At 69.2% G+C, this 25,015-nt stretch carries 23 protein-coding genes; 19 read left to right on the top strand and 4 right to left on the bottom strand.

Translation table 11 applies throughout. The features are described 5' to 3' along the window. Window positions 1–14 precede the first annotated feature (14 nt). From ED208_RS10525 to ED208_RS10515, 3 genes are read left to right on the top strand one after another with little or no spacing between them, the layout of a single operon-like run. The gene (locus tag ED208_RS10525) at window positions 15–359 is read left to right on the top strand and encodes a hypothetical protein (protein ID WP_123211852.1); all 345 of its coding nucleotides are present in this window, start codon (window positions 15–17) and stop codon (window positions 357–359) included. A gap of 24 nt (window positions 360–383) precedes the next feature. Beyond that, on the top strand, window positions 384–1,061 hold the full coding sequence (locus tag ED208_RS10520) for a response regulator transcription factor (protein WP_123211851.1): 678 nt from the start codon (window positions 384–386) through the stop codon (window positions 1,059–1,061). Window positions 1,062–1,102: 41 nt separating this feature from the next. Further along, window positions 1,103–2,428 (top strand): ATP-binding protein, encoded by a 1,326-nt coding sequence (locus ED208_RS10515; protein ID WP_123211850.1) that lies wholly within the window; start codon window positions 1,103–1,105, stop codon window positions 2,426–2,428. A 6-nt stretch (window positions 2,429–2,434) separates the two neighbouring features. Here ED208_RS10515 and orn read toward each other — a convergent pair whose 3' ends face one another. Continuing rightward, window positions 2,435–2,980 (bottom strand): oligoribonuclease, encoded by a 546-nt coding sequence (gene orn, locus ED208_RS10510; protein ID WP_123211849.1) that lies wholly within the window; start codon window positions 2,978–2,980, stop codon window positions 2,435–2,437. Between the two features lie 161 nt (window positions 2,981–3,141). Here orn and ED208_RS10505 point away from each other — a divergent pair, with 161 nt between their 5' ends. From ED208_RS10505 to ED208_RS10490, 4 genes are all read left to right on the top strand, one after another. Continuing rightward, window positions 3,142–4,509, top strand: a complete 1,368-nt coding sequence (locus tag ED208_RS10505) for a pyridoxal-phosphate dependent enzyme (protein ID WP_123211848.1) — start codon at window positions 3,142–3,144, stop codon at window positions 4,507–4,509. A gap of 126 nt (window positions 4,510–4,635) precedes the next feature. Then, window positions 4,636–5,016 carry an endonuclease domain-containing protein gene (locus ED208_RS10500; protein ID WP_123211847.1) on the top strand — a complete coding sequence of 127 codons (381 nt, stop codon included), beginning with the start codon at window positions 4,636–4,638 and terminating at the stop codon, window positions 5,014–5,016. A 17-nt stretch (window positions 5,017–5,033) separates the two neighbouring features. Further along, window positions 5,034–6,191, top strand: a complete 1,158-nt coding sequence (locus ED208_RS10495; protein ID WP_123211846.1) for a trans-sulfuration enzyme family protein — start codon at window positions 5,034–5,036, stop codon at window positions 6,189–6,191. Between the two features lie 28 nt (window positions 6,192–6,219). Beyond that, the gene (locus ED208_RS10490; RefSeq protein WP_123211845.1) at window positions 6,220–6,561 is read left to right on the top strand and encodes a 4a-hydroxytetrahydrobiopterin dehydratase; all 342 of its coding nucleotides are present in this window, start codon (window positions 6,220–6,222) and stop codon (window positions 6,559–6,561) included. Between the two features lie 100 nt (window positions 6,562–6,661). Here the strand turns inward: ED208_RS10490 and ED208_RS10485 are convergent, their stop codons facing one another. Continuing rightward, complete coding sequence (locus ED208_RS10485; protein ID WP_123211844.1) at window positions 6,662–8,359, bottom strand: proline--tRNA ligase; 1,698 nt, start codon at window positions 8,357–8,359, stop codon at window positions 6,662–6,664. Window positions 8,360–8,488: 129 nt separating this feature from the next. On the opposite strand from ED208_RS10485, the gene ED208_RS10480 reads away from it, so the two are divergent. The 12 genes from ED208_RS10480 (at window position 8,489) to ED208_RS10425 (ending at window position 22,050) form a co-directional block, all read left to right on the top strand. After that, on the top strand, window positions 8,489–11,410 hold the full coding sequence (locus ED208_RS10480; protein ID WP_123211843.1) for a CehA/McbA family metallohydrolase: 2,922 nt from the start codon (window positions 8,489–8,491) through the stop codon (window positions 11,408–11,410). 162 nt (window positions 11,411–11,572) lie between these two features. Beyond that, the gene (locus ED208_RS10475; RefSeq protein WP_123211842.1) at window positions 11,573–13,021 is read left to right on the top strand and encodes an alanine/glycine:cation symporter family protein; all 1,449 of its coding nucleotides are present in this window, start codon (window positions 11,573–11,575) and stop codon (window positions 13,019–13,021) included. Window positions 13,022–13,070: 49 nt separating this feature from the next. Next, complete coding sequence (gene sugE, locus ED208_RS10470; protein ID WP_123211841.1) at window positions 13,071–13,391, top strand: quaternary ammonium compound efflux SMR transporter SugE; 321 nt, start codon at window positions 13,071–13,073, stop codon at window positions 13,389–13,391. A gap of 371 nt (window positions 13,392–13,762) precedes the next feature. Beyond that, the gene (locus tag ED208_RS10465; protein WP_123211840.1) at window positions 13,763–14,404 is read left to right on the top strand and encodes a lysophospholipid acyltransferase family protein; all 642 of its coding nucleotides are present in this window, start codon (window positions 13,763–13,765) and stop codon (window positions 14,402–14,404) included. A gap of 14 nt (window positions 14,405–14,418) precedes the next feature. Continuing rightward, complete coding sequence (locus tag ED208_RS10460; protein ID WP_199720591.1) at window positions 14,419–15,381, top strand: MBL fold metallo-hydrolase; 963 nt, start codon at window positions 14,419–14,421, stop codon at window positions 15,379–15,381. Further along, entirely contained in the window at window positions 15,378–16,211 is an 834-nt protein-coding gene (locus ED208_RS10455; RefSeq protein WP_158608511.1) for a CE1 family esterase, read from the top strand. Before ED208_RS10460 ends, ED208_RS10455 begins: the two co-directional genes overlap by 4 nt. Before the next feature lie 11 nt (window positions 16,212–16,222). Beyond that, window positions 16,223–16,996, top strand: a complete 774-nt coding sequence (locus ED208_RS10450; RefSeq protein ID WP_123211838.1) for a glutathione S-transferase N-terminal domain-containing protein — start codon at window positions 16,223–16,225, stop codon at window positions 16,994–16,996. Between the two features lie 30 nt (window positions 16,997–17,026). Next, window positions 17,027–17,395 carry a VOC family protein gene (locus ED208_RS10445; protein ID WP_123211837.1) on the top strand — a complete coding sequence of 123 codons (369 nt, stop codon included), beginning with the start codon at window positions 17,027–17,029 and terminating at the stop codon, window positions 17,393–17,395. Between the two features lie 6 nt (window positions 17,396–17,401). Further along, window positions 17,402–18,103, top strand: a complete 702-nt coding sequence (locus tag ED208_RS10440; RefSeq protein ID WP_123211836.1) for an alpha/beta fold hydrolase — start codon at window positions 17,402–17,404, stop codon at window positions 18,101–18,103. A gap of 126 nt (window positions 18,104–18,229) precedes the next feature. Continuing rightward, window positions 18,230–19,606: an MBL fold metallo-hydrolase RNA specificity domain-containing protein gene (locus tag ED208_RS10435; protein ID WP_123212017.1), complete on the top strand. Its 1,377-nt coding sequence runs from the start codon at window positions 18,230–18,232 to the stop codon at window positions 19,604–19,606. Continuing rightward, complete coding sequence (locus ED208_RS10430) at window positions 19,603–21,114, top strand: thymidine phosphorylase family protein (protein WP_233575008.1); 1,512 nt, start codon at window positions 19,603–19,605, stop codon at window positions 21,112–21,114. The genes ED208_RS10435 and ED208_RS10430 overlap by 4 nt, the downstream gene beginning before the upstream one ends. After that, window positions 21,115–22,050, top strand: a complete 936-nt coding sequence (locus ED208_RS10425) for a ribose-phosphate pyrophosphokinase (RefSeq protein WP_123211835.1) — start codon at window positions 21,115–21,117, stop codon at window positions 22,048–22,050. A 131-nt stretch (window positions 22,051–22,181) separates the two neighbouring features. Here the strand turns inward: ED208_RS10425 and ED208_RS10420 are convergent, their stop codons facing one another. Both ED208_RS10420 and ED208_RS10415 read right to left on the bottom strand, forming a co-directional pair. Continuing rightward, the gene (locus tag ED208_RS10420) at window positions 22,182–24,533 is read right to left on the bottom strand and encodes a copper-transporting P-type ATPase (RefSeq protein WP_123211834.1); all 2,352 of its coding nucleotides are present in this window, start codon (window positions 24,531–24,533) and stop codon (window positions 22,182–22,184) included. Further along, window positions 24,530–24,967 carry a MerR family DNA-binding protein gene (locus ED208_RS10415; protein ID WP_123211833.1) on the bottom strand — a complete coding sequence of 146 codons (438 nt, stop codon included), beginning with the start codon at window positions 24,965–24,967 and terminating at the stop codon, window positions 24,530–24,532. The genes ED208_RS10420 and ED208_RS10415 overlap by 4 nt, the downstream gene beginning before the upstream one ends. Window positions 24,968–25,015 lie beyond the last annotated feature (48 nt).

The following is a 25,015-nucleotide window of genomic DNA, read 5'->3' as shown; positions in this document are numbered from 1 at the left end:
AGACCGCCACCGAAATGCCCCGCCTGCTCCTCACCAGCCTGCTCGCCCTGCTCTGGACCGGCAGCGCGTCTGCGGCCGGAGCGCTGGAGCCGGCCCGGCTGATGCAGGTGCAGGCGCCACTGCCGGCCCAGCCACCGCACTGGCCCTCCAATGGGTCGCAACGGCATCTGCCGGCCGCCGGATTCTCTGCGGCCGAAGACCGGACCGAGGAAGACGACCTGTCTGCAGGCGAGGCCGCCCGGCAGGCGCAGCAGTTGAACGGCGGCGGCCGGGTGTTGTCCGTGGAGCAGGCGCACGACGGCTGGCGGGTCAAGCTGATCAAAAACGGCGATGTCCGCATCGTCTTCGTCCCCGATTGAACCCTCACACCACTGAAACCAGCCATGCGCATCCTGATCGTTGAAGACGAACCCGCCCTGCGTGCCCAGATCAGCCAGGCCTTTGCCGACGAGGGTTACGTGGCCGAGAGCGCCGGCGACGGCGAGCAGGGCCTGTACATGGCTCAGGAGTACCCCATCGACCTGGCGGTGATCGACCTCGGCCTGCCCAAGCTGGGTGGTGTCGAACTGATCCGCCGCCTGCGCAAGGCCGGGCGCACCGTGCCGGTGCTGATCCTCACCGCCCGCGACGGCTGGCAGAACAAGGTCGAGGGCCTGGAAGCCGGCGCCGACGACTACCTGGTCAAGCCCTTCGACACTCCGGAGCTGCTGGCACGGGTGCGCGCCCTGCTGCGTCGCACCGGCGGCTGGGCCAGCGCCACCCTGAGCAGTGGCCCCTATGCGCTGGACACCGGCTCCAAGCAATTGCAGGTGGACGGCGTCACGGTGGACCTCACCAGCTACGAATACCGCGTGCTGGAATACCTGCTGACCCATGCCGGCAAGGTGATCTCCAAGTCCGAGCTGTCCGAGCACCTCTACTCGGAGGAAACCGAGCGCGACAGCAATGTCATCGAGGTATTCATCCGCCGCCTGCGCCAGAAGCTGGACCCGGAGGCGACGATCAACCCGATCACCACCCTGCGTGGCTCGGGCTATCGCTGGGACCTGGCGCGCGCCTGAGCCATTGAAGGCCCCGGCACTGCCGGAGCCGGAATCGAGCCATGGGCTCCCTACGCACTCGCCTGCTGATCGCCGCCTCGCTGACCCTGGTGGTGTTCACCGCCCTGTGCGGCCTCAGCCTGGACCGCGCCTTTGAAACCAGCGCCCGGCAGTCGCAGCTGGAGCGCATGCAGGCGCTGGCCTACGCGCTGCTGGGCGTGGCCGAGCCGAACGACTACGGCGAGCTGAGCTTCTCCTCCTACCAGATGCCGGACCCGCGCCTGGAGCATCCGCAGTCGGGCCTGGAGGCGGCGCTGTTCAGCGACAGCGCCGCCCTGCTCTGGGGCTCGCAGAGCCTGCGCGACAACGTGCCCACCCCGCCCTTGCAGCCGGTCGGCGAATGGCGCTTCGAGGAACTCTCCGACCGCTTCGTGCTGCTGTTCGGCCTGCGCTATTCCGGCGAGGCCGATGTCGAGCGCCGCTACACGCTGCTGCTGATGGAAGACAACGGCGCCTACCGCTCGCAGCTCGGCGTCTACCGCCGCACCCTGGCGCTGTGGCTGGGCGGCGCCGCCGTGGTACTGCTGCTGCTGCAGGGCCTGGTGCTGCGCTGGAGCCTGCGGCCGCTGCGCCGGCTGGTGCGGGAATTGCGCGAGGTGGAAAGCGGCAACCGCGTGCAGATCGAGGGCGCCTACCCGGAGGAGCTGCTGCCGCTGACCCAGGGCCTGAACACCATGATCAGCGCCGAGCGCAATCGGCAGTCGCGCTACCGCAATGCCCTGGGCGATCTCGCCCATTCGCTGAAGACCCCGCTGGCGGTGCTGCGCGGGGTCGCCGAGCGCCCGCTGGCAGCGGACTCCTCGAAGCTGCTGGGCGAGCAGCTGCAACGCATGCAGCACATCGTCGACCACCAGTTGCAGCGCGCCGTCAGCCGTGGCGGCCAGCGGGCGCTGGCGGAAGCGGTGCCGCTACGGCCGCTGGCCGAAAAGATCGCGGCCGCGCTGAGCAAGGTCTACGCCCGTCGCGGGCTGAAGATCCAGCTCGACATCCCCGCCAGCGTGCGCGCCCGCGCCGACCAGGGCGACCTCTACGAGCTGCTGGGCAACCTCATGGACAACGCCGCCAAGTACGGGCGCGGCCGCCTGCAGATCGGCGCGGTGCGCGAACGCGAGCGGCTGCTGCTGACGGTGGAGGACGACGGCCCCGGCTTTCCCGACGAGGCCGACGCCCTGCTGGAGCGCGGCGCCCGCGCCGACAGCCGTCAGGAAGGCCAGGGCCTGGGCCTGGCGGCGGTGCGCGAGATCGTCGAGGCCTACGGCGGCGAACTGCTGCTGCAACGCAGCGCCGGCCTCGGCGGCGCCTGCGTGCACCTGCGCCTGGCGATCTGAGCGACTTCAGACCCGGAACAACTGCGCGCGGTAGTGACGCAGCTCTTCCACCGACTCGCGGATGTCGTCCAGCGCCTGGTGGCTGCCTTCCTTCTTCAGGCGCTTCAGGGTCTCCGGCGCCCAGCGTGCCGCCAGCTCCTTGACCGTCGAGACATCGAGATTGCGGTAGTGCAGGAAGCGCTCCAGCTCCGGCATCCAGCGCGCCAGGAAGCGACGGTCCTGGCAGATCGAGTTGCCGCACAAGGGCGAGCTGCGCGGCGGTAGCCACGGGCGCAGGAAGTCCAGCGTCGCCCGCACCGCGTCGGCCTCCATCACCGTCGATTGCCTCACCCGCTCGACCAGGCCCGACTTGCCGTGGGTGCGCCAGTTCCAGGCGTCCATCATCGCCAGCACCTCCTCGCTCTGATGGATCGCCAGCACCGGCCCTTCGGCCAGCAGATTGAGGTTCTTGTCGGTGACCAGGGTGGCGATCTCGATGATGCGGTCCTGCTGCGGATCGAGGCCGGTCATCTCCAGGTCCATCCAGACCAGGTTGTCGGGGCTGTAGGGCATTGCGGATTGCGGATTGCGGATTGCGGATTGCGGATTGCGGATTGCGGATTGCGGATTGCGGATTGCGCGCAGGGTGGCGGTTCAACTCGAAATCCGCAATCCGAAATCGGAAACAGCCCGTGCTAGCCTCGGGCCCATATCCGTATTGGCAAGGAGCAGACATGCGCCGTGATGGCCGCGTGCTCGACACCATCGGCAACACTCCGCTGGTCGAGCTGAAGAACCTGGACAGCGGCCCCTGCCGGCTGTTCGTGAAACTGGAAAACCAGAACCCCACCGGCAGCATCAAGGACCGCATCGGTCTGTCGATGATCGAAGCTGCCGAGCGCGAGGGCCGCATCCAGCCCGGCGGCCGGCTGGTGGAAGCCACCGCCGGCAACACCGGCCTGGGCCTGGCCCTGGTCGCCGCCCAGAAAGGCTACCGGCTGACCCTGGTGATCCCCGACAAGATGGCGCAGGAAAAGGTGCTGCACCTGAAGGCGCTGGGCGCCGAGATCCACATCACCCGCAGCGATGTCGGCAAGGGCCATCCCGAGTACTACCAGGACATCGCCGAACGCCTCGCCCGCGAGACCGGCGCCTTCTACGTCAACCAGTTCGCCAACCCGGCCAACCCCTACGCGCACGAGGCGACCACCGGCCCGGAGATCTGGGCGCAGAGCCAGCAGATGCTCGACGCCGTGGTGGTCGGCGTCGGCAGCGGCGGCACGCTCACCGGCCTGTCGCGCTACTTCGCGCGGGTCGCTCCGCATGTGGAGATGGTGCTGGCCGACCCCAAGGGCTCGATCCTGGTGGACGTGGTCAAGACCGGAACGATCCAGAAGGAGGCCGGAAGCTGGCTGGTGGAAGGCATCGGCGAAGACTTCATCCCGCCCAACTGCGACCTCGCCCGGGTCAAGGCCGCCTACGAGATCCCCGACGCCGAGAGCTTCTTCACCGCCCGCGAACTGCTGGCCAAGGAGGGCATCCTCGGCGGCTCCTCCACCGGCACCCTGCTGGCGGCAGCGCTGCGCTATTGCCGCGAGCAGACCGCGCCCAAGCGCGTGGTCAGCTTCGTCTGCGACAGCGGCAACAAGTACCTGAGCAAGATGTACAACGACTTCTGGATGTTCGAGCAGGGCCTGCTGGAGCGGCCGAGTCACGGCAATCTGCTGGACCTGATCGTGCGCCGCTACGCCGAGGGCTCGGCGGTGACCGTGCGCCCGGAGGACACGCTGCTGCACGCCTACCGGCGCATGAAGCTGTTCGATGTCTCGCAACTGCCGGTGATGGAGGGCGATGCGGTGGTCGGCATCCTCGATGAATCCGATCTGCTCTTGCAGGTGCACGCCGACCCGGCGCGTTTCAAGGAGCCGGTGTCGGCGGCGATGAGCCGCGAGGTCGTCACCATCGCCCCCGGCGCGCCGGTCGCGGAGTTGCTGCCGATCTTCGCCAAGGATCTGGTCGCGGTGGTCGCCGAGGCTGGGCGCTTTGTTGGGCTCATCACCAAGATCGACCTGCTCAACTATCTGAGGAAGCAGTTGGGCTGAGCGAGAACAAACGCCCCCACCCCAGCCCTCCCCCGCAGGCGGGGGAGGGAGCTACTGCGGTGAGAGGGCTCGGGCGGTATGAAATTCCCTCCCCCGCCTGCGGGGGAGGGCTAGGGAGGGGGCGGTATGCGCAATGCCAATACCCAACAACGCGCGATGCAGTTGCGCAAGCAGCTCACCGATGCCGAACGCCACCTTTGGCAGCGCCTTCGCCTGCGTCAGCTGGCCGGCCACCGATTCCGCCGCCAAGTCCCCATCGGTCACTACATCGCTGACTTCGTCTGCCTAGAAAGCTACTTGGTCGTCGAACTCGACGGCAGCCAGCACATTGAGCAAACCGCCCATGACCAGCAGCGCGAATCGGCGCTGAAGGCACTCGGTTATCGGCTAATACGCTTCTGGAATGACGCGGTCTTCAAAGAGACAGAGGCGGTGCTGCAAGTGATACTCGACGCCCTGAACGAAACGCCCCCATCCCGGCCTTCCCCCGCAAGCGGGGGAAGGTGACAAGACAGCAACAGACCATGAAAGACGACGCCCACTTCGCCACCCGCTGCATCCACGCCGGCCAGGCGCCGGACCCGACCACCGGCGCGATCATGCCGCCGATCTCGCTGTCTTCGACCTACGCGCAGGAAAGTCCGGGCGTGCACAAGGGCTACGAGTACTCGCGCAGCCACAACCCGACCCGCTATGCCTACGAGCGCTGCGTCGCTGACCTCGAAGGCGGCGCGCGCGGCTATGCCTTTGCTTCCGGGCTGGCGGCCACCGCCACCCTGCTCGACACCCTGGAGCCGGGCGCGCATGTGATCGCCAGTGACGATCTCTACGGCGGCAGTTACCGGCTATTCGCGCGGGTGCGCGCGAAGTCGGCGGGGCTCAGGTTCAGCTTTGTCGATCTGCGCGAGCCTAAGAACGTCGAGGCGGCGATCACGCCCGAGACGCGCTTGATCTGGGTGGAAACCCCCACCAACCCCATGCTCAAGCTCGCCGACCTCTCCGCCATCGGCGAGATCGCCCGCCGGCACGGCATCCCGGCCTGGGCCGACAACACCTTCGCCAGCCCCTATCTGCAACGGCCGCTGGAGCAGGGTTTCAGTGGCGTGATGCATTCCGCGACCAAGTACATCAACGGCCATTCCGACGTGGTCAATGGCCTCTTGATCGCCGGCGCCGATAACGAATTGCAGGAGCGCCTGACGTTTTTGCAGAACGCGGTCGGCGCAGTGCTTGGCCCCTTCGACAGCTATCTCGCCCTGCGCGGGGTGAAGACGCTCGCGCTGCGCATGCAGCGCCATTGCGAGAACGCGCAGGCGCTGGCCGAGTGGCTGGAAGCGCACCCGAAGGTGGCAAGGGTCCACTACCCCGGCCTGCGCTCGCATCCGCAGCACGCGCTCGCCCAGCGGCAGATGCCGCGTGGCTACGGCGGCATGATCTCCATCGAGCTGAAGGGCGGCCTGGAGGAATCGCGGCGCTTTCTCGAACGCACGCGGCTGTTCGCCCTGGCCGAATCGCTGGGCGGCGTCGAGAGCCTGATCGAGCACCCGGCGATCATGACCCACGCCAGCGTGCCGGCGGCGCAGCGCGCGGCACTGGGCATCTCCGACTCGCTGTGCCGGCTGTCGGTGGGCATCGAGGATCTGGCCGATTTGCGAGCAGACCTGGCCGACGCACTGGCCTAAACTCCGCGCCGAACTCTTGGAGCCACCCATGACCAGCAAACTCGCCGAAAAGCGCTGCATCCCCTGCGAGGGCAAGACCCCGCCGCTGCCGGCCGCCGAAGCCGAGGCGCTGAAGAAGGAGCTGCGCAGCGAATGGGAGTTCGCCGACGAGGGCCGGAAGCTGGTGGCGACCTTTCAGTTCAAGAACTACTACCACACCACCGCCTTCGTGAACGCGGCGGTCTACGTCGCGCACCGCGAAGACCATCACCCGGACATCAGCTTCGGCTACAAGACCGTGCAGATGAGCTGGTGGACGCACACCGCCAACGGTCTCACCGAGAACGATTTCATCTGCGCGGCGAAGATCGACGCGCTGCTGAGTCGCTGAGGCTTACTCACGGGGAGCGTCTCGCCAGACGCGAACGCCCCCACCCCGGCCCTCCCCCGCCTTGCGGGGAAGGGAATCAGCACCTGGTGGTGAGCCTGGACTAGGCCAGCTTGGCGAGCACCGCCTCGACCGTCGCCGGGATCATCTCCGCCGCTGCGGCCGCGCGCTGCTTGTACTCGTACTGCTGCGTCGCCAGGCCCTTGTCGCCAATGACGATGCGGTGCGGGATGCCGATCAGGTCGGCGTCGGCGAACATCGAACCCGGCCGCTGGCCGCGATCATCGAGGGCAACGTCGATGCCCTTGGCCTGGAGCGCGGCGTACAGCGCCTCGGCGGCATCCTTGACTGCCGGTGAACGGTCGCTGCCAATCGGGCAGATCAGCACGCGGAACGGCGCCACCGCGTCCGGCCAGATGATGCCGTTGGCATCGTGCTTCTGCTCGATCACCGCCGCCGCCAGGCGCGAAACGCCGATGCCGTAGCAGCCCATGTAGGGCGTCACCGCCTCACCCGCCTCGTTGAGCACGCTGAAGCGCATCGCCTCGGTGTACTTGCGGCCGAGCTGGAAGATGTGGCCGCCCTCGATGCCACGGTAGAACTTGATGGTGCCGACGCCGTCCGGCGAGGGATCGCCCTCGACGACATTGCGCAGGTCGGCCTGCTCGACATAGCTGCAATCGCGGCCCCAGTTAGCGCCGCTGAGGTGGTGGTCGTTCTCGTTGGCGCCGCAGACGAAGTCCGCTACCGCCGCCGCCGCGTGGTCGGCGATCACCGGCACCGGGCAACCCACCGGGCCGAGATAGCCGACCTCGGCGCCGAACAAGCGCTGTACCTCGGCCGGGTCGGCGAGCGTCAGCGGGCTGGCGACTAGCGGATGCTTGCCGGCCTTCACCTCGTTGAGCTGGTGATCGCCACGCAGCGCAATGGCGACCAGACCGCCCTCGGCGCCCTTGACCACCAGGAGCTTCACCTTGCCGGTCAGCGGCACGCTCAGGAATTTGGACACCTGCTCGCAGGTCTTCTGACCCGGGGTGCTGACCTTGCTCAGCGTCGCCGACGGCGCGGCCGGCGCCGGCTGCGGCAGGGTCGCAGCGGCCTCGATGTTGGCGGCGTAGCTGCCGCCCTCGGCCACCGCCAGCAGGTCTTCACCAGCGCCGGCGAGGATGTGGAACTCCTCCGAGGCCGAGCCACCGATGTTGCCGCTGTCGGCCTGCACGGGCCTAAAGTCCACGCCCAGGCGGGTGAAGATGCGGATGTAGGCCTGGCGCATGTTGTCGTACTCGCGCGCCAAGTCCTCGTGCGTCATGTGGAAGCTGTAGGCGTCCTTCATGATGAACTCGCGCGCGCGCATCACCCCGAAGCGCGGCCGGCGCTCGTCACGGAACTTGGTCTGGATCTGGTAGTAGTTGATCGGCAGCTGCTTGTAGCTGCGGATGTCCTGGCGGGCGGTGTGGACGATCACTTCCTCGTGCGTCGGCCCGTAGCAGAACTCGGCGCCGTGGCGGTCCTTCAGGCGCAGCATCTCGGCGCCCATGATTTCCCAGCGGCCGGATTCCTGCCACAGCTCGGCGGGGTGGATCGCCGGCATCAGGGTCTCCAGCGCGCCGGCGCGGTTCATCTCCTCACGGACGATGCCCTCGATCTTCTGCAGCACCTTGAGGCCGATCGGCATCCAGGTGTAGAGGCCGGCGCCGAGCTTGCGGATGTAGCCCGCGCGCTGCATCAACTGGTGGCTGATCACCTGCGCGTCGGCAGGCATTTCCTTGGTGGTGGCGAGCGGGAAGCGGGAGAGGCGCATGGCGGGGTCCGGATGGAAAGCGCGCGGATTCTAGCGGACCCGGCGCCGCCACAAGCCGGCGACCGTCATCGAATCGTGACCAAAGCGGCCTACCATGACGGATTGATCAGCCCCGCCGGAGACGACTTCATGCGCCATCTGCTCGCCCTCGCCCTTGCCCTGCTGCTGGCTGCCTGTAGCAACTCGCCCAGCGGTGACAGCGGCCAGCCGGACCCGGGTGGCGAGCCCAGCCGCCGTGCCTTGACGGTTGGCGTCGAGGGCCAGGGACAGGTGGTCTCCGCGCCCGCCGGCATCGTCTGCGGCAGCGATTGCAGCGAGAGCTATGCCGATGGCGCGGTGGTCAGCCTCACCGCCAGCCCGGAGTCCGGCCAGAGCTTTCTCGGCTGGGGCGGCGCCTGCGCCGGCAGCAAGCCGTTGTGCACCCTGGTGCTGCACGCCGACACTGCGGTCAGCGCCCGCTTCAGCAATAACAGCGCGCAGGTTCTCAAACTCGGCCGCGAGGGCCAGGGCTCGGTCAGCAGCGATCTGCCTGGCATCGACTGCGGCACGCACTGCGAAGCCAGCTTCGCCACCGACAGCGAAGTCGCCCTGAGCGCCGAAGCCGCCGCTGGCTGGCAGTTCGCCGGCTGGAGCGGCGATTGCAGCGGCAGCACCGACTGCCGCCTCAGCATGAACGCCGCCCGCAATGTCGGCGCCCGCTTCACCACCCTGCCCACTGCCGCGCCGCAGGGCGGCTGGCTGGCCGGCGACATGCACGTACACACCGACCACTCCGCCGACGGCTCGCTGCCGCGCCAGTTGCTCGATGGCCGCGGCGCCGGCAACGTCAGCGTCAGCGACCAGATCGGTCAGGGCGCCCGCGCCGGGCTGGACTGGATGCCGATCACCGACCATCGCACCTACGACCAGCACTACGACCCGCTGTGGACCAGCGACCAGTTGCTGCTGATTCCCGGCGAGGAGGCCAATGGCAGCCCGCACGCCAATCCCATCGGCGCGGTGGACTGGGTGGTGCAGGGCGCGAACTATCCCGGCCGGCCGGGCTGGGCAGTGCTGCAAACCTCGATCTGGGACGCCCACAGCCAGGGCGCGGTGTGGAGCCACAACCACCCGGACGACGGCCATCTCAATGACGACGGCACGCCCAACGAGCGCGCCAATGCCATCGGCGCCGACGTCATCGAAATCTGGAACCGTGGCAGCGGCATCGAGGCCGAACTCAAGTACGCCGAGGGCCTGTGGAACGCCGGCTACCGCTTCAGCGGCGTCGGCGGCTCCGACAATCACTTCCGCGAACTCTGGCTGCTCGCCGGCCCCGGTCAGCCGGCCACCCAGGCCTTCGCCGGCGAGGCCAGCGAGCGCGCCATCCTGCAGGGCCTGCAACGCGGTCGGGTCTACCTCAACGGCGGCAACAATGGGCTGTTCCCGAGCTTAAGTCTGGAAGCCGATCTCGATGGCGACGGCGTCTACGAGGCAATGGCCGGCGACGAGTTGGTGGCGGCCTCCGGCAGCGCCGGCAAGCTGCGTCTGCGGATCCAGAACGCCATCGGCAGCACCGTCACGCTCTACCGCAATCCGGGCAAGAACGCCGGCGCGGTGGTGGCCAGCTACACGCCGTTCCAGCTCGAACAGATCCACGAGATCGACATTCAGGCCGAGGATGGACAGAGCTGGTACTACGCCGAAGCGCGCGGCCTGGGCTTCGACAGCCTCAACACCAATGACATCGCCAGCATCTTCAACCCGGTGCGCCTGGTCGATGCCCGGCAGGCGATCACCGCGCCGATCTTCATCGGCCCCAGCCTCGCCAGCCCGCAGCCGGCGGAAGCGATCCCGACCGAAATCGCTGGCGACGACGGCGGCCGCCGCCTGTTCGGCAGCCTCGGCCGCTTTGCCGGCTTCCCCGATCTCGCGGTGAGCGAGGGCCTGCGCCATCTGGTCGCGGAAGTGCACGAGGAAGGCAGCACCAAGGTGATGTACCGCCGCGTCGCCGCCGACGGCCGCGCCGGCCCGGCCTTCGATCTCGCCCCCGAAAGCCGCAGCGCGCGCTTTCCGCGCATCACCGCGTTAGGCGAGGAGGTCTGGGTGGTCTGGCAGGACGAGCGCGCCGGCCAGGTGCCGCGCCGGCCTGCGGTCTATCTGCGCCATTCCAGCGACGGCGGACTGAGCTGGCAGGCGGAGCAGGTGATCCGCAGCTTCGCGGGTCGCGCCGAGCGGCCGGTGATCGCGCTACGCCCCGACGGCAAGCCGGTCCTGGCCTGGCAGGAGATCCGCGCCGCCGAGCCGATGGACGTGTTCGCGCAGGTCCTGGGGCTGGATGCCGAGCCGGTGAACGTCAGCCGCATCGGCAAGAGCTTCCAGGCCGCCAACCTCTTCGACAGCCGCAGCGCCATCTACCCGGCCTCGGTGTGGCCGACGCTGGCGGTGCGCGCCGATGGCCGGATCGCCCTGGCCTACCACGACAATCGCAGCGACGCCGACCCGCTGTGGACCGGCCAGACGCTCAGCGGCGACAGCAGCGATGTCGATAACTGGCAGATCCGCATCCACACTCGCGACGCAGATGGCGACTGGAGCGAGGCCGCCAGCCTCGGCGCCGACGACCGCGCCGACCGCCACGCGGCGCTGGCCTACGCCGGCGACGGCAGCCTGATCTGCGTCTGGGACAGCAAGGCGCTCGACGCCGCTGGCGCCAATCTCTCGATCCGCCATGCGCGCTCCAGCGATGGCGGCACCAGCTTCCTCACCGGCGAGACCCTGCTCGGCGGCGAGGAGCAGGCCTTCAGCCAGTACCCGCGTCTGGGCCTCGACGCCGATGGCCGGGTGCGCGCGGTGTGGACCGACAACCGCTCGGCCGACTGGCGCTGGAAGACCATGACCGCCGTGTTCGATCCCGGCCAGGGCTGGAGCGGCGGCACGCTGCTCACCGGGCCGGGCAACAACACCTGGGCGGCGACCAGCGGCGGCGAACTGCTGTTCGCCAGCAGCCGCAACGGCCAGCGCCTACAGCGTGACCCCACCCAGCAGGTGTTCCTGCGTCCGCTGCCCTGAGCTTGCGCGGCAACAGCGCGACGGCGCCGGGGCGAACAGCGCTGGTAATTTTCGCCCGCGCTCCCGATCAGGCCGGGTTTCGCCCCGGTTCTTGCTAGTCCCAGGCCCGCGTCCATACTCTCGGCCGCGACCCGCCCTAGCTAGAACCGGAGCCCCAACCCCGTGGATGCCCTCGTCAATGCCGTCAACGACCTGATCTGGAGCAAGGCGCTGATCGCGCTCTGCCTGGGCACCGGTCTGTACTTCTCGATCCGCACCCGCTTCATGCAGGTGCGCGGCTTCGCCGAGATGCTGCGGCTGATGTTGCGCGGCAGCGCTTCAGCCTCGGGCGTGTCCTCGTTCCAGGCGCTGGCGATGTCGCTGTCCGGCCGCGTCGGCATCGGCAACATCGCCGGTGTCGCCACCGCCATCGCCTACGGCGGTCCCGGCGCGGTGTTCTGGATGTGGATGGTCGCCTTTCTCGGCGCCTCCACCGCCTACATCGAATCGACGCTGGCGCAGATTTACAAGGAGAAGGACGAGCAGGACCAATACCGTGGCGGCCCGGCCTACTACATCGAAAAGGCCATGGGCCAGAAGTGGTACGCCTGGATCTTCGCGGTGGCCACCGTGTTCGCCACCGGCCTGCTGCTGCCGGGCGTGCAGGCCAATGGCATCGCCGCCAGCATGCAGGCCGCCTGGGGCGTGCCGCCGCTGGCCACCGCCACCGGCATCGGCCTGGTGCTGGGCTTCATCATCTTCGGCGGCCTGCGCCGCATCGCCGGCTTCGCGGAACTGGTGGTGCCGTTCATGGCGCTCGCCTACATCCTGGTGGCGCTGGCGATCCTGATCGTCAACGCCGCCAAGGTGCCGGAAGTCATCGCGCTGGTGTTCCGCAGCGCCTTCGGCTTCGAGGCGGCGTTCGGCGCGGTGCTCGGCCTGGCGGTGGAATGGGGCGTGAAGCGCGGCATCTATTCCAACGAGGCCGGCCAGGGCACCGGCCCGCACCCGGCGGCGGCCGCCGAGGTCAGCCACCCGGCCAAGCAGGGCTATGTGCAGGCCTTCTCGATCTACGTGGACACGCTGATGGTCTGCTCGGCGACCGCCTTCATGATCCTCGCCACCGGCAAGTACAACGTCATCAATCCGCACGGCGGCCTGCTGGTGGAAGCCCTGCCCGGCATCGAGCCCGGCCCCGGTTTCGCGCAGCACGCGGTGAGCACGGTGATGGCCGGCCAGGGGCCGGGTTTCGTGGCGCTGGCGATCCTGTTCTTCGCCTTCACCACCATCGTCGCCTACTACTACATGGCGGAAACCAACATCGCCTACATCAACCGCAAGGTGCACCGGCCGTGGATGATCCTGGCGCTGCGTCTGGGCATCCTGGCGGCGGTGGTCTACGGCACGCTGCGCAGCGCCAGCACCGCCTGGGCGCTGGGCGACATCGGCGTCGGCCTGATGGCCTGGCTGAACATCGTCGCGATCCTGATCCTGCAGAAGCCGGCGCTGCTGGCGCTGAAGGACTACGAGGCGCAGAAGAAGGCCGGCAAGGACCCGGTGTTCGACCCCGATGCCCTGGGCATCAAGAACGCCGGCCTGTGGAAAGAGATCAACCCGCCCAAGCGCGACTGAGCGGCGTCGAACCGGTAGTCTCCGGCCATCGCAAACGGAGACGGCGCGCATGGCCTGGGCACTGCTGGTACTGGCGGGACTGCTGGAAATCGTCTGGGCCCTGGGCCTGAAGCACACCGAGGGCTTCAGCCGCCTCTGGCCCAGCCTCTGGACGCTGGCGGCGATGGCCGCCAGCTTCGGGCTGCTGAGCCTGGCCCTGAAGAGCCTGCCGGTGGGCACCGGTTACGCGGTCTGGGTCGGCATCGGCGCGGTCGGCACCGCCATCGTCGGCATCGTCTGGCTGGGTGAACCGGCCAATGCCGGGCGGCTCGTGAGCCTGGGGCTGATCCTGGTCGGCATCGTCGGCCTGAAGCTGTCCACCCCGAGCTAGGGCCTGTCACCAATTAGAACGTCGCTGCGTTGCCGGTCAAAAGCGCGTCAGGCAAGGCGCCGGCCGACGCGAAGGCTGGAGCCTTCGCTAGGCGGGCAACGTGGCATGACGCGCTTTTGGCCAGCAACCCTTCGGGGCGGGACGGTTTTGGGGCATTGCAGCGTCAGCAAGAGTTTCAATAGGCCCGCTATTGCGCACTCTTGCTTCCTTGCACTGCCCCAAAACCGCCTTCCGCCGCAGCAATGTTCTAATTGGTGACAGGCCCTAGCGCGCCGACGCCCCTAGCAGAAAAGCGGGCCGCTGGCTTCGCGCACAATACGCGCGGCTCATTCCCGGCCACCGCCCGACTTCCAACTCATGAGACTGTCCCCATGAACCTGCACATCGGCTCGCAGGTTCCACGACGCGGCAACGCGTTCTCTCGCGGCCTTGCCCGCCTGGTGTTGCGCCTGCTCGGCTGGCGCCTCGAAGGCGAGATTCCCGACCTGCCGAAGATGGTCCTGATCGGCGCCCCGCACACCTCCAACATGGACGGGGTGATCGGCCTCGGCACCCTCATGGCGCTTGGCCTGGACGCCGGCACCATGATCAAGGACAGCGCCTTCAAGGGCCCGATGGGGCCGCTGCTGCGCTGGTTCGGCGCCATCCCGATCAACCGCAAGAGTCCCAAGGGCGTGATCGAGCAGAGTGTCGATGCCTTCAACAGCAAGCCGGCGCTGCTGCTGCTGATCGCGCCGGAGGGCACCCGCCACGCGGCGCCGGACTGGAAGCGCGGCTACTACTTCATCGCCCAGGGCGCCGGGGTTCCGGTGCTGCCGGCGGCGGCCGACTATCGGCGCAAGGTCGTCACCTTCGGCCCGCCGCTGTACCCGAGCGGCGACTACCCGGCCGACTTCGCCAAGCTGCTCGCCTTCTACGGCCAGCATCTGGCGCCGCAGCATCCCGAGCGCCTGTCGAAGCCGCTCTGCGAGCTGGCCGGCCAGCCCTGGCGCCCGGAAGCCGACGACGACTGAACAGGACACCCGCCATGGACATGACGCCTTTCCCCGCCCAGGACCTCGGCCACGGCATCACCTGCCTCGACACCTTGCAGGAGCGGCCCGGCATGGCCTGCTGCTACCTGCTGGAGCGCGGCGACGATCTCGCCTTCGTCGAAGCCGGGACCTCGCCCGGCGTGCCGCGACTGCTCGCCGAACTCGACGCCCGTGGCCTGGCCCGCGAGCGGGTTCGCTATGTCATCGTCACCCACGTGCACCTCGACCACGCTGGCGGCGCCGGCCTGCTGCTCAGCCAGCTGCCGCAGGCCAAGCTGGTCGTGCATCCGCGCGGTGCCCGGCATCTGATCGACCCCTCGAAGCTGATCGCCGGCGCCACCGCCGTCTACGGCGCAGAGGCGATGGCGGCGATGTACGGCGAGATCGTGGCCGCGCCCACCGAGCGCGTGATCGCGCCCGGCGATGGCGAGTCGCTGCCCTTTGGCAATGGCGAGCTGCAATTCATCGACTCGCCCGGCCACGCCCGCCATCACTTCAGCGTCTGGGATGCCGAGAGCCGCGGCTTTTTCACCGGCGATACCTTCGGCCTGTCCTACCGCGACTTCGACGACGCCGCCGGACCCTGGCTGATCCCCACCACCACGCCGGTGCAGTTCGAGCCCGAGGCCTGGTATCAGACCCTGGATCGCTACCTCAGCTACGCGCCGCGACGCATGTACCTGACCCACTACGGTGAGGTAGACCAGGTGTTGCTGCTGGCCGAGCGCCTGCGCGCCGGGATCATCCGCTACGTCGCGCTGGCGCGCGGCCTGGCGCAGGCACCCGACCGCCATCAGGCGATCAAGGCCGCGCTGCGCGCCGACCTGCTGGCCGATCTCGCCGCGCGCGGCCACCGGATGCCAGTGGCGCAAGTCGACGCCCTGCTCGCCACCGATCTCGAACTCAATGCCCAGGGCCTGGGCGTATGGCTGGACAACCAGAAAGGCAGCGCATGAACCATCTCCGCCGCTCCCTGCAGTTACTTGTGCTGGCGCTGACCAGCACCCTGGCACCACCACTGGCCAGTGCCAGTTCGACCTCGCCGGGAGCGCCCCCGGAGACTGCGACCTCGGCCTCCGCCGAGGCGACACCGAAGCCGGCGTCCAGCGAGCGCAACTACGCGCTCTACGTGCCCCCAAAGCTGGAGGCCGCGAACCAACCGTCGCCACTGGTGGTAGTTCTGCACGGCTCCAACCAGCGCGGCGCCGATCTGGTTGCTGCCTGGTGCGATCTGGCCAATGAACAGGGCTTTTTGGTGCTGGGGCCGGACTCCCTGGAACCGCGCAAGTGGAATCTGCAGGACGATGGTCCCGGCTTCATCAACACTGTCATCGACGCCGTGAGGGCCCAGCATCCGGTGGATTCTCGGCGCATCTATCTGTTCGGGTACTCCGCCGGTGGCCTCTATGCCCTGACCCTGGGCCTGGTGGAATCCGAGTACTTCGCCGGAATCGCCAGTTATGCGGCGCTGTGGAAGCAGGAATCCGACCAGGCCGCGCTGCAACTGCTGCGGCGCAAGAAGCTGCCGGTGAAGCTGATCATCGGCGAGGCCGACGCGCTGTATACCAGGGAGGCCCAGCGCAGCATGGAACAGGCCCTGCGCAAGCAAAGAGTCGCGGTCAGCAGCACGGTCATCGAGGGACAGGGACACAGCTACGCCGATGTCAGCAGCGAGATCAATCGCCTGGCCTGGGCTTATCTGAAAGACCAGAAACTCCCAGACGAACCGGTTTACATCGACTACGGTCTCGACGACCAATCAAGCGCGGCACCTCCAGCACAGTAGCCGCCACCGCCATGAGCCTGAAGACCGACGTCTACCTCAACCTGCTGGCCGCCAGCCTGCGCGGCTGGCGCGGGGCCATGGCTCTGGCGCCGGCGCGGCGGCAGCCGGCGCAGTTGCTCAAGCTCTACGACATCGAGGCCAGCCCCTACTGCCGACTGGTGCGCGAGGTGCTCACCGAGTTGGACCTTGACGTGTTGATCCTGCCTTGCCCGGTGGGAGGCACGCGCTTCCGGCCGGAAGCCGAGCAGCTGGGCGGCAAGCAACAGTTTCCGCTGCTGGTCGATGACAACACCGGCACCCGGCTCTACGAAAGCGCCGACATCATCGACTACCTGGGCAAGACCTACGGCCGCCGGCTGCGCGGCCACGGTCCGCTGCGGCCGCTGGCGGTGGCCAGCTCCTTCCTGGCCTCGGCAACTCAATGGCGGCCGCAGGGCGGGATCGCCGGACTCAGGGCAACCGCCTCCAAGGCACCGGCGCAGCCGCTGGAGCTGTACAGCTTCGAGGCCAGCCCGTTCTCGAAACCGGTGCGGGCGCGGCTGTGCGAGCTGGAGCTGCCCTACCTGCTGCGCAATACCGGCAAGGCCGCCTGGAAGGATATCGGCCCGCCGAGCTTCCGCGACCGCCTGTTCAAGGGCGAGAAGGGCACCAGCCGCAACCGCCGCTGGCTGGCCGAGCACACCGGCCAGGTGCAAGTGCCCTACCTGATCGACCCCAATACCGGCACGGCAATGTACGAGTCGCGCCAGATTCTGCGTTACCTCAACCAGAACTACGCGGCCTGAGCCGCAGCCCCCCGCAACCGGAGAACCCTCATGATCAGCTACGCCACCCTCGGCACCCGCGACCTGCCCCGCGCCAAGGCCTTCTACGACGCCCTGCTCGGCGAGATCGGCGCCCAGCGCTACATGGACAGCGAGCGCTTCGTGCTCTGGGGCGTGCAGCCCGGCAAACCCCTGCTCGGCATCGCGCTGCCCTACGACGGCAAGCCCGCCACCGCCGGCAACGGCACCATGATCGCGCTGACCTGCAAGGACAAGGCCGAGGTCGACCGGCTCTACCAGAAGGCGCTGGCGCTGGGCGGCAGCGACGAAGGTCCGGCCGGCGCCCGCAGCGCCAACTTCTACGCCGGCTACTGGCGTGATCTCGACGGCAACAAGCTGGCCTTCGTCCACGTCGGCTGAACAGCCGTGGCCGCGCCCCTGCTGATCCTGCACGGCTCGCGCGGCGCCGCCTCGGCGCTGCAACCGCTGGTGGACGCGCTGCGCCCGGCGGGTGCGGTCGAGGCGCTCAACCTGCTCGGGCACGGCGGCCGCGCCATTCCGGATCAGTTCACGGTCGAGGCACTGGCCAGCGATGTACTGCGGCAGATGGACCAGCGCGGCCTGGAAAGGGCGCTGCTGTTCGGCTACAGCTTCGGCGGCTACATCGCGCTGTGGCTGGCGCGCCATCACCCGCAGCGGCTGGCTGGCATCTGCACCCTGGCGACCAAGGTGCGCTACGACGCCGAGACGGTCTCGCACTTCACCCACCTGTCCAGCGTCGAGCGCATCAGCGCGCCCGGCAGCCCGCAACCGGCGATCCAGGCCAGCCTGCATCCGGGCCAGGACTGGCAGGCGCTGGCCACCCGGCTGGCTGCGCTCTACCGCCGTCTGGGCGAGCAGCCCGCTCTCGGCGAGGAGGATTTCCGCGCCATCCGGGTGCCCAGCCTGCTGATGTCGGCGCACGCCGACCAGTTGCTGCCCTGGCAGGAGCTGCTGGACCTGCACCGGCTGATCCCGGGTAGCCATGCCTTCACCTTCGCCGGCCGGGCGCATCCCATCGACGCCCTGCCCCTGCCCCTGCTGGCCGGCGTGCTGGCGACCTGGCTCAGGGACTGCAACCGGGCTTGACCCAGGTCAATGCCGGCCCGGTGCCGGCGCCGCAGCATGCCGCTCACTCGCCAGCCGCATCGCCAGGAGCAGCCCCATGCCCGCCCACGCCCCATCGTGCCCGCATCCGTCCCGGCTACGGCCATGATGAATCTGGGCTTTTACGGGGCCACCGGCACGGTCACCGGCTCCAAGTACCTGCTGCGCAGCGGTCGCGCCCAGGTGCTGGTGGATTGCGGCCTGTTCCAGGGCTACAAGCAACTGCGCCTGCGCAACTGGGGGCCACCGCCGTTCGACCTCGCCCAGCTCGACGCGGTGGTGCTCACCCACGCCCACCTCGATCACAGCGGCTACGTGCCGCTGCTGGTGAAGAAGGGCTACCAGGGCCCGATCTACTGCACCGAGGCAACGCAGGCCCTCTGCCGCATCCTGCTGCCCGACAGCGGCCGCCTGCAGGAGGAAGAGGCGGAAAATGCCAACCGCCACCGCTGGTCCAAGCACGCGCCGGCGCTGCCGCTGTACACCGAGGCCGATGCCTTCCAGGCGCTGGAACGACTGGAGCCCATGCCCTTTGAGCGCGAGTTCGAGCCCGCCCAGGGGCTGCGCGCCCGTTTTCTGCCCGCCGGGCACATCCTCGGCGCGGCGATGGTGCAGTTCACCGACGGCAAGACCCGGCTGCTGTTCAGCGGCGACCTCGGCCGTCCGCAGGACCCGATCCTGCGCGCACCGGCACCCTTGCCGGAGACCGACTACCTGGTGGTGGAATCCACCTATGGCAACCGTCGCCATGAGGATACCGACCCTCTGCAGGAGTTCGGCGAGGTGATCCGCCGCACCGCCGCCCGTGGTGGCGTGGTGATCGTGCCCTCGTTCGCGGTCGGCCGCGCGCAGGGACTGCTGTGGGCGGTCCATCGCCTGAAAACCGAGGGCCAGATTCCCGCCAGCCTGCCGGTGTACCTGAACAGCCCGATGGCGGTGGATGTCACCGCCGCCTACCGTCGCTTCCGCCGCGAACACCGACTCAGCGTCGAGGACTGCAACGCCATGTGCCACGCCGCCCACTACGTCAACACGGTGGAGGAATCCAAGGCACTGAACGAGCGCCACGGCCCGATGCTGATCATCGCCGGCAGCGGCATGGCCACCGGCGGCCGGGTGATCCACCACCTCAAGGCCTTCGCCGGCGATCCCCGCAACACCATCGTGCTGGCCGGCTTCCAGGCCGGCGGCACCCGTGGCGCGGCGCTGCGCGACGGCGCGGAGAGCATCAAGATCCACGGCCAGTACGTGGCGGTGCGCGCCGAGGTGGTGAGCCTGAGCAACCTGTCCGCCCACGCCGACTACGCGGAGATGCTCGACTGGCTCAAGCCCTGCAAGCAGCCGCCGCTGCGCACCTTCATCACCCACGGCGAGCCGGCCGCCGCCGACGCGCTGCGCCAGCGCATCGAGGAGCAGTTGCACTGGGACTGCCTGGTGCCGGACTACCAGGAACACGCGGAGCTCGCCCCGCGCAAACGCCGGTGAGCGGCAGCGCGCTGCCCAGCCTGCGCATCCAGCGCATGGGCATCAACACCTATCAGGAGCCAGTGGCCTATCTGCGCAGCGACAGCCCCGTCTGTCGCGCGCAGGGCTTCGACGCCCATTCGCGGATTCGCGTCGGCCTCGGCGACCGCGCGGTGATCGCCACCCTCAACATCGTCGATCCGCCGCTGCTGGCGCCGGATCGGGTCGGCCTGTCGGAGGCAGCCTGGCGGGCGCTGGGCGGCGCCGACGGCGACCCGGCCCAGCTCTCGCACCCGGAGCCGCTGGAGTCGTTCTCGCAGGTGCGCGGCAAGGTCTATGGCCACTCCTACTCGCGCAGCGGCCTGCAAATGGTGATCGCCGACATCACCGCCGGCCGCTACTCGGAGCTGGAGATGGCGGCCTTCGTCACCGCCTGCGCCGGCAGCGCGCTGTCGCTGGACGAAACCATCGCGCTCACCGAGGCGATGGTCGATGCCGGCCAGCGTCTGCACTGGCCGTCCGCCGTGGTGGTGGACAAGCACTGCGTCGGTGGCCTGCCCGGCAATCGCACCACCCCCATCGTCGTGGCGATCGCCGCCGCCGCCGGCCTGACCATTCCCAAGACCTCGTCGAGGGCGATCACCTCGCCTTCCGGCACCGCCGACACCATGGCGATGCTGGCCCCGGTCGATCTGGAATTGCCGCGCATGCGCCAGGTGGTGGAGCGTGAAGGCGGCTGCGTGGTCTGGGGTGGGGCCATGGGCCTGTCGCCCGCCGACGACCTCTTGATCCGCGTCGAACGGCCCTTGGACTTCGACAGCGAGGGGCAGTTGGCGGCTTCGATCATTTCCAAGAAGCTCGCCGCCGGCTCCAACCACCTGCTGATCGACATGCCGGTCGGCCCCACCGCCAAGGTCCGCAGCGCCCACGCCGCCGATACGCTGGCCCGACGCCTGCACGGCGTCGGCGAGGCGCTGGGACTGAACGTGCGGGTGACGCGCACCGACGGCAGCCAGCCGGTCGGTCGTGGCATCGGCCCGGCGCTGGAGGCCTGGGATCTGCTGGCGGTCCTGCAGAACCAGGCCGGGGCACCCACCGACCTGCGCGAGCGCGCGCTGCTGCTCGCCGGGCAACTGCTGGAGATCGGCGGCAAGGCCGGCCACGGTGAAGGCCTGCCGCAGGCGCGCGAACTGCTGCGCAACGGCAGCGCCTGGCGCAAGTTCGAGGCGATCTGCCAGGCCCAGGGCGGCCTGCGCGAGCCGCCGCGCGCCGCCCACACGCAGGAGTTCACCGCCGGCCGCGACGGCCGGGTGCAGAGCATCGACAACCGCCGGCTGGCGCGCATCGCCAAACTGGCCGGGGCGCCGGCCTCGCCGGCGGCCGGCATCGAGTTGCAGGTGCATTGCGGGGATCGGGTCGAGCGCGGCCAGCCGCTGTACCGGCTGCACGCGCAGTCGCCCGGTGAACTGGCCTATGCCGCCGCCTACGCCGGAGCGCATCCGGAAACCATCCAGATCACGGAGGACTGAATGAGCCCCATCGTCTTTTCGCTGCCCGGACAGGAGGCGCTGGCCGCCCACCTGAGCAGCGCCCTGGGCGCCGAGCCCGGCGCCCTGAACCTGCGCCAGTTCCCGGACGGCGAGACCTATGTGCGGATCGGCAGCGCGGTCTGGGGGCGCACCGCGATCCTGGTCTGCGGCCTGGACCAGCCCAACGGCAAGAGCCTGCCGCTCTACCTCGCCGCCGCCACCCTGCGCGAGCACGGCGCCCGCCGGGTGCTGCTGGTGGCGCCCTATCTGGCCTATCTGCGCCAGGACAAGATCTTTCAGGAAGGCGAAGGCCTGACCTCGCAGCACTACGCGCGCTGGCTGTCGTCCTTCCTCGACGGGCTGGTCACGGTCGATCCGCACCTGCACCGCATCCGCCACCTCGACGACATCTACGCGATCCCGACCCGGGTCGCCGCAGCGGCACCGGCCATCGCCCAGTGGCTGCGCCAGCATCAGCCGAACAGCCTCTTGATCGGCCCCGACGAAGAAAGCGAGCAATGGGTGTCGCGCATCGCGCGCGAGGCCGGCTGCCCCCACCTGGTGTTGACCAAGGAACGCCTGGGCGACCGCCAGGTCGCACTGCGACTGCCGGAGATGGAGCAGCACCGCGAGCACCAGCCGGTGCTGATCGACGACATCATCGCCAGCGCCGGCACCATGATCGAAACCGTCGGCCGCCTGCGCCAGGCCGGGCTGCCGGCACCGACCTGCATCGGCGTGCATCCGATCTTCGCCGGCAGCGCCTACCAGGATCTGATCCATGCCGGCGCCGCGCGGGTGCTCAGTTGCAACACCATCGTCCACGCCAGCAACGCCATCGACGTGCACAACCTGATCGCCGAGACCGTCGCCGAACTGCTGCTGCCGCCCCCCAGCCTCAAGCCGGCCAGCGCCAGTGCGGCGCTGCCGGCTTAGGGAAGTTCCGCGCAAGTCCCAAGCGCTCAGTCATTCCGGCGAAAGCCGGAATCCAGTACCCGCAAGTTCATCACGCCATCCGGGACTGGATTCCGGCTTTCGCCGGAATGACGATCTAATGCAGGGTTTCCTTAGAGTTTGAGCCTGCGCAAACGCAGCGCGTTGGCGATCACCGACACCGAGGACAGGCTCATCACCGCGCTGGCGATCATCGGCGACAGCAGCAGGCCGGACAGCGGATAGAGCACGCCGGCCGCCACCGGCACCCCGAGCGCGTTGTAGACGAAGGCGAAGAACAGGTTCTGGCGGATGTTGCGCAAGGTGTGGCGCGACAACTGCACCGCCTTGACGATGCCGCGCAGATCGCCCTTCACCAGGGTGATGCCGGCCGACTCCATCGCCACGTCGGTGCCGGTGCCCATGGCGATTCCCACCGTCGCCTGCGCCAGCGCCGGCGCGTCGTTGACGCCGTCGCCGGCCATCGCCACCACCCGCCCCTCGCCTTGCAGGCGGCGCACCGCCGCCGCCTTGTCCTGCGGCAGCACGTCGGCGATCACCTCGTCCAGCCCGAGGCGGGCGGCGACTGCGGCAGCGGTGCCGGCGTTGTCGCCGGTGAGCATGATCAGGCGGATGCCCAGCGCCTTGAGCGCCTGCACCGCTTCCGGCGTGGTCGGCTTGACCGCGTCGGCGACCACCAGCAGGCCGGCGAGCTGGTGGTCGAGCACGACATAGATCGTCGTCGAGCCCTCGGCGCGGTGCTGCCCGGCCGGGACCGAGAACGCGGCGACATCCAGCCCCAGTTCCTCGACCAGATGCTGGTTGCCGACCTGCACCTGCCGACCCTCGACCCGCGCCCAGGCGCCACGACCGGGGTCGGAGCCGAAGTCGCTGGCCGGCGCCAGGCGCAGGCCACGCGCGGCGGCGCCCTCGACCACCGCGCGCGCCAGCGGATGCTCGCTGGCGCTTTCCGCCGAAGCGGCCAGCCGCAGCAGTTCGTTCTCGTCACCCTTCAGCGCCAGCACCTGGCGCAGCGACGGCCGGCCTTCGGTAAGCGTGCCGGTCTTGTCCACCACCAGGGTATCGACCTTCTCCAGGGCCTCCAGCGCCGCCGCGTCCTTGATCAGCACGCCCTCCTGGGCGCCACGGCCGACGCCGACCATGATCGACATCGGCGTCGCTAGCCCCAGCGCACAGGGGCAGGCGATGATCAGCACCGAGACCGCCACCAGCAGCGCATGCGCCAGCGCCGGCGGTGGTCCGACCAGCGCCCAGACCAGGGCGGCGACCAGGGCCACCAGCACCACCGCCGGCACGAACCAGGCGGCGACCAGGTCGGCCAGACGCTGGATCGGCGCGCGGCTGCGCTGCGCCTGGGCGACCATCTGGACGATCTGCGCCAGCAGGGTTTCGGCGCCGACGTGCTCGGCCTGCATCAGCAGGCTGCCGCTGCCGTTGACGGTGCCGGCCGAGACCGCATCGCCGGCCTGCTTGCGCACCGGCAGCGGCTCGCCGGTGAGCATCGACTCGTCGACATGGCTGCCGCCGTCCAGCACCCGGCCATCGACCGGAATCTTCTCGCCCGGCCGCACCCGCAACTGCTCGCCGGCCTGCACCTCTTCGATGCCGACTTCCTCCTCCTGGCCGTCCTTCAGCCGGTGCGCGATGCGCGGCGCCAGCTTGAGCAGGGCGCGCAGCGCGCCCGAGGTCTGCGAGCGGGCCTTCAGCTCCAGTACCTGGCCGAGCAGCACCAGGGTGACGATCACCGCCGCCGCCTCGAAGTACAGCGGCACGCTGCCCATCGGCGTGCGGAACGAGTCCGGCAGCGCTGCGGGGAACACCGTCGCCAGCAGCGAATAGGCCCAGGCGGCGCCGGCGCCGAGCGCGATCAGGGTGAACATGTTGAGGCTGCGGTGGCGCAGCGAGTCCCAGCCACGGACGAAGAACGGCCAGCCGGCCCAGAGCACCACCGGCGTCGCCAGCAGCAGTTGCCCCCAGGCGAGGGCGCGATGGCCGAACAGGCGCATCGGGTCCACCGCCGGCAGCAGCTCGCCGAGCATGGCCCAGAGCAGCGGCAGGCACAGCGCGGCGCTGATCCAGAAGCGCCGGCGCATGTCGTCCAGCTCGCCGTGGTCCTCGGCCTCGGCGCTGGGCGCCAGCAGCTCCAGCGCCATGCCGCAGAGCGGACAGGCGCCGGGGCGGTCGCGGCGCACCTCGGGGTGCATGGGGCAGGTCCAGACCGAGGCGCCCGGGGCAGCGGCGCTAGCCACTGCGGCCGGTACAGTCGGCGGCCGGTGGTCGCCATGCCCGGAGTGCCCGGCCCCGGCGCAGCAGGCCGCCGCAGGCGCCGGAGCCGGAGCCGGAACGATGGACGCAGTGGGCTGGGCGGCAGGCGCGGCAGGCGGCTTGCCGGGCTGATGGCCGCAGCGGCCCTCGCCGCACTTGTGCTCGCCGGACTTGTGGCTACCGGAATGATCGTGGTTCATGCGGCGCTCCGGGTGTCGGCCTGGGCGATGGGCTGCTCAGGCTCCAGCACCGCCTCGATGATCGGACAGCCGGCCAGCCCGCCGTGGCCATCGCAGTGCTGAACCAGCGTCTGCAAGCTGTGTTGCAGGGCCTGCAAGGCGCGCAGCTTGCGCTCGATCTCGTCCAGCCGCTGCCGCGCCAGCGCGCGCACCGAGGCGCGCGAGCCCTGGCCGTCGTTGAGGTGCAGCAGTTCGGTGATGTCGTCCAGCGAGAAACCCAGCGCCTTGGCGCGGCGGATGAAGCGCAGCCGGCGGACCTCCTCGGCCGCGTACAGGCGATAGCCGGCGGCGCTGCGCGCGGGCTTGCGGATCAGCCCGCTGCGTTCGTAGAAGCGCACGGTGTCAACGCCGACGCCGCCGGCTTCGGCGAGCCTGCTGATGGTGAGCCTGTCCATGTCTGCTCCAACGAGGATTCCAGCGCAGCCTAAACCCTGGACCCACCT

The organism is Stagnimonas aquatica (assembly GCF_003730135.1).
Lineage (GTDB): Bacteria > Pseudomonadota > Gammaproteobacteria > Nevskiales > Nevskiaceae > Stagnimonas > Stagnimonas aquatica.
The sequence above is the reverse complement of the archived record's forward strand: the minus strand, read 5'-3'. Positions and strand labels throughout refer to the sequence as shown.